Annotated in this window: 3 protein-coding genes; all 3 read right to left on the reverse strand. The window is 60.6% G+C overall.

Features of this window, described 5'->3' with window-relative positions; translation table 11 throughout:
* The coding region (locus JF66_RS18405) for a ClpX C4-type zinc finger protein (protein WP_035880289.1) at window positions 1-338 on the reverse strand (338 nt) is incomplete at its 3' end.
* A gap of 137 nt (window positions 339-475) precedes the next feature.
* Complete coding sequence (locus tag JF66_RS18410) at window positions 476-1,162, reverse strand: ATP-dependent Clp protease proteolytic subunit (RefSeq protein WP_035880290.1); 687 nt, start codon at window positions 1,160-1,162, stop codon at window positions 476-478.
* Window positions 1,163-1,190: 28 nt separating this feature from the next.
* Window positions 1,191-1,787 (reverse strand): ATP-dependent Clp protease proteolytic subunit, encoded by a 597-nt coding sequence (locus JF66_RS18415; RefSeq protein ID WP_035836258.1) that lies wholly within the window; start codon window positions 1,785-1,787, stop codon window positions 1,191-1,193.
* Window positions 1,788-1,838: the final 51 nt, after the last annotated feature.

Below are 1,838 nucleotides of genomic sequence, written 5' to 3' on the forward strand. Positions count from 1 at the left end.
TCGTGGATCGCATCCGCTGCGGTGAGGGTTGCACGCGAACGAACGCGCTTGTAGTGGTTGTACACGGCCACGGCGAGAGCGCGTTTGGCCGGTTCTTGACCGATGACGTACTCCTCGAGAAAACCGAAGATCTCTTTGGGCTTGGGAAGGTCGAACTCGCTCGTGCCTTCTTCGGCACCAGCTTCAGCGAGGCGTTCCTCGATGATCTCGTTGCAGAGCTCGACGCATTCGTCGCAAATGTACACGCCAGGGCCCGCTATGAGCTGCTGTACCTGCTTCTGGCTCTTTCCGCAGAATGAACACTTGAGCAGGTCGGCGCTTTCGCCTATTCGGGCCATGAGTCAGCCTCCTCCATCGGTATCGCTGCAATTGAGCCTAGCCTGTGCCCACGACAGTTGCGCGCAGGTGATACACAAAGCGAAACGGCGCGTCACCCGAAGGTGACGCGCCGTCGGCGCTAACTCTGAAACGGACGCTATTTGACCAGCATCGGAAGGTTCTTGCGACTGGTCAGAACCTGATCGATCAGGCCGTAGTCCAGAGCCTCCTGGGCGTTGAGGATCTTGTCGCGGTCGATGTCCTTATTGACCTGCTCGACACTGCGGTGCGAGTGGTGAGCGAGGGTCTCTTCCAACCACACACGCATGCGCATGATCTCGGCCGCCTGGATCTCGATGTCCGACGCCTGGCCGCCACCCTGACCGCCCACGGAGGGCTGGTGGATCAGGATACGCGCGTTCGGAAGAGCGAGGCGCTTGCCGGCCGTGCCTCCTGCGAGCAGAACGGCAGCAGCCGATGCCGCCTGGCCGAGGCACACGGTCATGACGTGCGGACGGATGTACTGCATGGTGTCGTAGATCGCGGTCATGGCCGTGAAGGAACCACCGGGCGAGTTGATGTACATCGTGATGTCGCGGTCGGGGTCCTGGCTCTCGAGCACGAGAAGCTGGGCCATGACATCGTCCGCCGACGCGTCGTCAACCTGCACGCCGAGGAAGATGATCCGGTCCTCGAAGAGCTTCGCGTACGGGTCCTGGCGCTTGTATCCGTAGGCCGTACGTTCTTCGAACGTCGGCAGGATGTAGCGGGATTCAGGCATGTTCTTGGTCGAAGCACCCATGGAGCTGTAGGCGTTTGATCCACCGAATGTGGGCATGGTCATCATTTTCTTTCCTGTTCGATTCGGCGGACTACTTGGTCTCGGCGGTGGCTGTACCGCCGCCACCCGTGACGTCGGTCGCAGAGGCGCGCAGGTGGTCGACGAAGCCGTACTCGAGGGCTTCCTGGGCGCTGAACCAGTTGTCACGGTCACCATCGGCGTTGATCTGCTCGACGGTCTTTCCGGTCTGCGAGGCGGTGATCTCGGAAAGGCGCTGCTTCATGTCCAGGATGAGACGAGCCTGCGTCTGGATGTCGGCCGCGGTGCCGCCGAATCCACCGGAGGGCTGGTGAAGAAGTACGCGCGCGTTCGGCGTGATGTATCGCTTGCCCTTGGTACCGGAAGTCAGGAGAAGCTGGCCCATCGAGGCCGCCATTCCGATTCCCACGGTGACGATGTCGTTCGGTACGAACTGCATCGTGTCGTAGATCGCCATGCCGGCGGTAATGGACCCGCCGGGTGAGTTGATGTACAGGAAGATGTCGCGCTTCGAGTCTTCGGCTGCGAGCAGCAGGATCTTCGCACAGATCTCGTTGGCATTCTCATCCCGAACCTCTGAGCCGAGCCAGATGATGCGGTCCTTCAGCAGTCGGTCAAAAACACCGGTGTTTGGTGTCGGGTCGGCCATTTCGCGCTCCGTTTCAGTTGTCGCTACCTGATAAATGTATCTGAGCATGCC

The organism is Cryobacterium sp. MLB-32 (genome assembly GCF_000738085.1).
Lineage (GTDB): Bacteria > Actinomycetota > Actinomycetes > Actinomycetales > Microbacteriaceae > Cryobacterium.